Raw genomic sequence first — 6299 nt, 5'->3', positions numbered from 1 at the left:
GCGGTGGGTCAGCCACCTGATTTGTCGACTGACACACCGTATTCGCGAGCAAGCCCGCTCCCACATTGGATCTCCATCGTTTTTGAAGGATTTGTTTGTTCATGAGAATTTCCAAGTTGTACCTGCTGATCGCATTGGCAACCTGTGGCCAAGCGATTGCCGCCGATTTGGCCCTGACGCCTTGGGCTCCAAGCCTCAACGCCGAGGCGGTGACCATCCTCGACACCCACACCCGCCTCGCCGCCAGCACCCGCGACGGCCTGCAACTGCTCGACGCCAAGGGCGCCGAACTGGCGCGCTTCAACGGCAATTTCAGCAGCCTCGACACCCGCGCGGCCGGTCCCCAAACCCTGGTGGCCAGCCTCGACAACGATCGCCAGCAAGCGCTGCTGATTAGCCTCGACGCGTCCGCCAAGACCTTCGGCAAACCGCTCTACCTGCCGACCCGCGACTACGCGGTGAACGGCCTGTGCCTGTACCGCGATTCGGCGGCCAACCTGTTTGTGTTCCTGGTGGGTGAGGAAGGCAAAGGCGAACAGTGGCTGGTAGGCAATGGCACCACGCTGTTGAGCGAACCCCAGCGCGTACGCGGTCTGCCGCTGCCGCCGTCGGCGCAGTTCTGCCAGGTGGATGACGCGGCCAATCGCTTGGTGGTCAACGAAGAAAACGTCGGCTGGTGGGCTTACCCGGCGCACCCGGAGGCCGATGTGAAACGCACGCCGGTGGCGGTGTTCGATAATCCCAAGCGCGAAGCCGGGGCCATGGCGCTGGTGCCGGGGGGTGTGGTGGCGCTTGATCCGAAGACCGCCCAGCTGCATCTGTTCCAGCAAACCGCTGAGCGTTGGGTCGAGCAAGCGAGCCTGAACCTGCCGGGTCTCAAGGAGCCGGAGCAACTCAGCGTCAACGGCCGGCAACTGCTGGTGCGCGATGACGACACGGGCAAGCTCTACCAGGGCACGCTCAACTGGCAGGCCAAGCCGGTGCCGGTGGACGCGGTGATTCCAGAGGTCGCCGCCGTGCGCCAGACCGATCCCGTCGGGCGCCAGGGCGATGCCGCGGATGATCCGGCGATCTGGATTCACCCCGAGCAGCCGGCCAAAAGCCGCGTACTCGGCACCAACAAAAAGCAGGGCCTGCTGGCCTACGACCTCGACGGCAAGCTGTTGCAGGAGCTGGCGGTCGGGCGCCTGAACAACGTTGATGTGCGTCCCAACTTCAAGCTGGGCACGCAAACCGTCGACCTCGCGGTTGCCAGCAACCGCGATCACAACAGCCTGAGCCTGTTCAGCATCGACCGCAAAACCGGCGAGCTGCGCGAAGCCGGTGAAGTACCGACGCCCCTCAAGGCGATCTATGGCATTTGCCTGTTCCAGCCCGCCAGCGGTGAGATCTATGCCATCGCCAACGACAAGGACGGCACCTTCCTGCAATACCGCCTGAGTGCACCGGTTGGCCGCGTGCAGGGCGAGCTGGTGCGCCAGTTCAAGGTCGACAGCCAACCCGAAGGCTGCGTCGCCGATGACCAGCGTCAACGCCTGTTTATCGGTGAAGAAGACGTCGGCGTGTGGGCCGTGGATGCGCGTGCCGATCAGCCGGCCAAGCTGACCAGCGTGATTAAGGTGGGCCCGCAGCTACATGCAGACGTTGAAGGTCTGGCGTTGTACCAGAGCGACAAACGCGACTACCTGGTGATCTCCAGCCAGGGCAATGACAGTTATCTGGTGGTGGATGCCGAGCCACCGTTTGCCACCCACGGCGCCTTCCGCGTGGGCCTCAACGCGGCGGCTGGGATTGACGGCGCCTCGGAGACCGATGGCCTGGAAGTCACCGCGATCAACCTCGGCGGACCGTGGAGCCAAGGCATGCTGGTGGTGCAGGACGGGCGCAAACGCATGCCCGAGCAAACCCAGAACTTCAAGTTTGTGCCCTGGGCCGACGTGACCCGCACGCTGAAATTGCCCTGACGCGTCATCACTCGGTCATCACTTTTTATTCGAATAGGAGTTCACCATGCACGCGACGATGGAACATATGACGATCTGGGGGTTAATCAGCGACGCCAGCCTGTTGGTCAAGGCAGTGATGGTCACGCTGCTGCTGGCGTCCTCTCTCAGCTGGTACTTGATTATCCAGCGCGGCGCGGTGCTGCGCCGCCTGGAGCGCCAGTTGAACGGTTTTGTGCAGCGCTTCCGTGCGGCGCCCGACCTGCAGCCGCTGTACCGCGACACCGTGCAGGCGGGCGAGGGTGGCATTGCGCCGATCTTTATCGCCGGGGTGCAGGAATATCAGCACCTGCACAGCCATGATCCGGCCGTGCTCGAAGGCGTCGAACGCGCCTTGCAGGTGGCGATTACCGAGCAGGAAATCGAGCTGGAAAAAGGCCTGCAATTTCTCGCCACCGTGGGTTCGGTCAGCCCCTATATCGGCTTGTTCGGCACCGTGTGGGGCATCATGAATTCCTTCATCGGCTTGTCCCAGGTGCAGCAGGCCACGCTGTCCACCGTGGCACCGGGCATTGCCGAGGCGTTGATCGCCACCGCCATCGGTTTGTTTGCGGCCATCCCGGCGGTGATCGCCTACAACCGTTTTGCCGCCCGTGGCCAGACCTTGCTCACCCGCTATTACGCCTTCGGCAATGAACTGCAAGTGCGCCTGCACCGCACGTTGCGCGGCACGCCGATCAACCTGGCCGTGGCCGCCTGATTAAGGAAACCTCCCATGTTAACCAGGCCGCAACGCAAGCACGGGCCCAAGGCCGAGATGAACGTGGTGCCCTATATCGACGTGATGCTGGTGCTGCTGGTGATCTTTATGGTCACTGCGCCGATGCTGACACAGGGCGTGAAGATCGAACTGCCCAAGGTCGCCGCCGAGGCGCTGGCCACCGACACGCGCCAGCAGATCCTCACGCTGTCGGTGCAGGCCGATGGCGGTTACTACTGGAACCTTGGCGGCGAACTCGATACCCAGCACCAGACCGACAGCGCCGTGACCCTGGAGGAAATGGGCGCCAAGGTCATGCAGGTGGTGGCGGCGCGCAGCGACACCCAGGTGTATATCCGTGCCGACGACAACGCCGGCTACGGTCGCGTGGTCGCGGCCATGGCCGTGTTGCAGAAGGGTGGTGTGAGCAACCTGGGGCTGGTGACCGAGGCCCCGCAATGACGGCGATAATCATGCACAGTCCACAGCTTTTAATCGCGCCCAGGGATACCGGCGGATTTTGGCGCAACAGCTTCGCCGCCAGCCTCGCAGTGGCGTTGCACGTCGGTGTGCTGGCCGTGCTGATGCTGGGCTGGTCGACGGAAAAACCCGTGGTGGAGGCGCCACGGGTGATGCACACCCAATTGGTCATGCTGCCGCCGGCACCCGCGCCAGTGCCGGAGCCGGTGGCCGTCGCCGCACCGCCACCGGAGCCGGTCGCCGTGCCTGTGCCGCCCAAACCCGTGGTCGATCCGCAGATCCAGGCGCAAAAACTGGAGAAGGCCGCCTTGGCGCGCAAGCGCGTCGAGGACAAGAAAGTCGAGCAACAGCAGGAACGCCTGGCCACCGAGCAGCGCAAACGCGAGCTGGAGCAGCAGCGTTTGACTCAGGAACGCCTGGCGGCCCAGCGCGCGCAGCCGGCTGCACCAGCCGCGGCCCCGGCGTTTGACAGCCGCCAGTACCAACCCTTGAGCAAGGAAGCGCCGGACTACCCTGAGCGCGCCCTGGACAAGAACATCGAGGGCGATTGCTCGGTGGAGTACACCGTGAACATTCAGGGCCGCGTGGAAAACCCCAAGGTGCTGGACGGTTGTCACCCGCTGTTCATGCGCCCGTCACTGGCGGCGGCGAACACCTTCCGCTACCAGCCGCGCATCGTCGAAGGCAAGGCCGTCGCCGTACCGGCGGTGCGCAATACCTTCCACTACCGCATCAAATAAACCGGTCAAAGATCGTAGCGCACCGACAGCAACAGGGTGCGCGGATCGTTGACCGAGTAGTAGCGCGCGCCGCTGGACGGCACGTAGCCCACCGATTGCGGATAGGCGCGATCCAGCAGGTTTTTCACCGCCAGGGTGGTGGTCCAGTGCCCGTCGCCGCTGATGTAGCGGGTGTTGGCGTTCCAGAAGGTTTGCTGCGGCACTTCCTGGATATCGTCGTTCAGCGCATTGGCATAGGACTTGGTCTGGAACTGCGCATCGGTGCCGGTCAGCCAGGTGCCGGGCAAACCGGCCGGAATGGTGTAGTTGAGCCCGACACTGGCGTTCCAGCGCGGCGAGAACACCAGTTGCTTGCCGTTGGCATCCACCCCGGCGCCGCTGGCGTTCTGGAAGTCGTCGTACTGGCTTTGCAGGTAGCCGAGGTTGGCGGTCAGCTGCAAGTCGCGGCTCAGGGCGGTGAGGGTCTCCAGCTCCACGCCATAGGTGTGGGCCTGGCCGACGTTGGTGCGCAGGCTCACGCCCAGCGCCGGGTCGTAGGCGTTGGTTTGCAGGTCCTTGTAGTCGTTGTAGAACAGCGCGACGTTGGCGCGCAGGCGCTGCTCGAAGAAGTCGCCCTTGAAGCCGGTTTCCCAGGTGGTCACGTCCTCCGGCGAAAACGCCTGCTCGGCGGCGGCGCGGGTGGGTGCGCGGTTGTCGTAGCCGCCGGCCTTGAAGCCCTTGGCGACGTAGGCGTACTGGTTCAGGTGCGGGGTCCAGGCGTATTCGAAACCGATTTTCGGGCTGGTGGATTGCCAGGATTTGCTCGCCTGCGCGGCAAAGTTGGTGCCGGTGATCTGCCGGTCGGTGTTGATCGCGTAGTTGGTGAACTCGAAATTCTTGTGCTCGCGAGTAAAGCGCAGGCCGGCGATCAGCGACAGTTGCGCGGTGACTTTGTAGGTGCCCTGGCCGTACAGCGCATAGCTTTCGGTGTTGGTGGTGCTGTATTGGCCCTGGCCGATCACCCGGTTGCGCGCAATGGAGTAGGTGAGGTTGTCGCGGTCGGCGTCGAAGCGTTCGCGGTACAGGTACAGGCCGGTGCTGAAACTGAAGTCGTCGTAGTCGCCGTTGAGCTGGAATTCCTGGGTGGCGTAGTTCTGCTTGTAGAGGATCAGGTTGTTCTGGATCAGCGCGGCCTGGCCGGAGTTGTCGTAATCCACGGGTTGGTTGAACGATGACCAGGCGGTGACCGACTTGACGTTCAGGTGATCGTTGATCGCGTAGATCGCCCGCAGCACCGAGCTGCCCTGATCGAGGCGGTTTTTCGGATCGAGGCTGCTGTAGCTCTTGAACTTGTCGAAATGGCCGTTGGCATCGAACGGCGAATAACTGGTGGTATCGCCGCGATCAAAGGTGCCGGCCAGGGTCAACTGCACATCCCAGGGTGAATCCTCGGGCTTGTAGCGCAGCTTGCCGCGATAGGACTGGATATCGACGTTGTTCACGTCCTTGTCCCGTGTCGGGTTGGACACGGTGCCGTCGCGGGTCAGGCGAATCGCCGAGAAGCTGCCAAACAGGGCGTTGTCCACCAGCGGGCCGCTGATCAGGAAGCGCCCGTTCTGCGCGTTGTAATTGCCCGCGCCGAGCTCGACGAAGCCGCGGGTTTCCTGGTTTGGGTCACGGGTGATGACGCGAATCGCGCCGGCGCTGCTGTTACGCCCGTACAGCGTGCCCTGGGGGCCGCGCAGCACTTCGACGCGCTCGACGTCGTTGAAATCCAGCATCGAGGAAATGGCGCGGGGGATGTACAGGTCGTCGGCATACACCGCCACGGCGGCTTCCTGGATCGGGTCGGTTTCGCCAATGCCACGGATCCCGTAGGTCTGCGCACTGTAGGAGATCGACTGGCGGCTGAGGGTCAGGTTCGGCACCTGGCCGGAGAGGTCGCGCACGCTGCGGATCTGTTTGTCTTCGAGGGTTTTTTCATCGAAGGCGGAAATCGCCAGCGGGGTTTTTTGCAGGTCTTCGCTGCGGTGCTCGGCGGTGACGTTCACCACCGGCAGGGCGGCGTCATCGGCGTGGGCGTAGGCACTGAACAAGGCGAGCGAGACGGCGAGGGTGAGGCAGTTGGGCGCAGCGATGTGGCTCATGGTGGACCCCTGAGAGAGTGGTGGTTGGCAAGGCCTCCACCTGGTCAGGGGTCGGTGCTGGGGGTAACAATATGGATATGAAGGGTGTTCGTAAAAGTCCGTTTTGTTATATGTTAATTATTAGTAATGTGCATGTTCTTGGTTGATTAGATGCTGCTGGTTAATTATATTTTCAACTCACCTAATACCCAATGTGGGAGCGGGCTTGCTCGCGAATGCGGTGGGTCAGTCAACATAAATAGCGACTGAC

5 protein-coding genes are annotated in these 6299 nt (G+C 62.9%); 4 read left to right on the top strand and 1 reads right to left on the bottom strand.

Annotated elements, in window-relative coordinates:
* Positions 1 to 101: 101 nt before the first annotated feature.
* The 4 genes from NUV89_RS26650 to NUV89_RS26635 are packed head-to-tail and all read left to right on the top strand — an operon-like array spanning position 102 to position 3923.
* Positions 102 to 1964 (top strand): phytase, encoded by a 1863-nt coding sequence (locus NUV89_RS26650; RefSeq protein ID WP_257783668.1) that lies wholly within the window; start codon positions 102 to 104, stop codon positions 1962 to 1964.
* A gap of 46 nt (positions 1965 to 2010) precedes the next feature.
* A complete protein-coding gene (gene tolQ, locus NUV89_RS26645; protein ID WP_257783667.1) occupies positions 2011 to 2703 on the top strand; it encodes a protein TolQ in 693 nt (230 codons plus the stop codon).
* Positions 2704 to 2718: 15 nt separating this feature from the next.
* Positions 2719 to 3165 carry a protein TolR gene (tolR, locus tag NUV89_RS26640; RefSeq protein WP_257783666.1) on the top strand — a complete coding sequence of 149 codons (447 nt, stop codon included), beginning with the start codon at positions 2719 to 2721 and terminating at the stop codon, positions 3163 to 3165.
* Positions 3162 to 3923, top strand: a complete 762-nt coding sequence (locus NUV89_RS26635) for a TonB family protein (RefSeq protein WP_257783665.1) — start codon at positions 3162 to 3164, stop codon at positions 3921 to 3923. Before tolR ends, NUV89_RS26635 begins: the two co-directional genes overlap by 4 nt.
* Positions 3924 to 3928: 5 nt before the next feature.
* Here NUV89_RS26635 and NUV89_RS26630 read toward each other — a convergent pair whose 3' ends face one another.
* A complete protein-coding gene (locus NUV89_RS26630; RefSeq protein WP_257783664.1) occupies positions 3929 to 6049 on the bottom strand; it encodes a TonB-dependent receptor in 2121 nt (706 codons plus the stop codon).
* Between the last annotated feature and the right edge of the window lie 250 nt (positions 6050 to 6299).

This window comes from Pseudomonas sp. 18.1.10, assembly GCF_024655625.1.
Lineage (GTDB): Bacteria > Pseudomonadota > Gammaproteobacteria > Pseudomonadales > Pseudomonadaceae > Aquipseudomonas.
The sequence above is the reverse complement of the archived record's forward strand: the minus strand, read 5'-3'. Positions and strand labels throughout refer to the sequence as shown.

Bases quoted from the DNA above. Each gene is read 5' to 3' on its own strand.
- tolR (WP_257783666.1), top strand. From the start codon at position 2,719: ATGTTAACCAGGCCGCAACGCAAGCACGGGCCCAAGGCCGAGATGAAC.
- NUV89_RS26630 (WP_257783664.1), bottom strand. From the start codon at position 6,049: ATGAGCCACATCGCTGCGCCCAACTGCCTCACCCTCGCCGTCTCGCTC.
- NUV89_RS26650 (WP_257783668.1), top strand. From the start codon at position 102: ATGAGAATTTCCAAGTTGTACCTGCTGATCGCATTGGCAACCTGTGGC.
- NUV89_RS26635 (WP_257783665.1), top strand. From the start codon at position 3,162: ATGACGGCGATAATCATGCACAGTCCACAGCTTTTAATCGCGCCCAGG.
- tolQ (WP_257783667.1), top strand. From the start codon at position 2,011: ATGCACGCGACGATGGAACATATGACGATCTGGGGGTTAATCAGCGAC.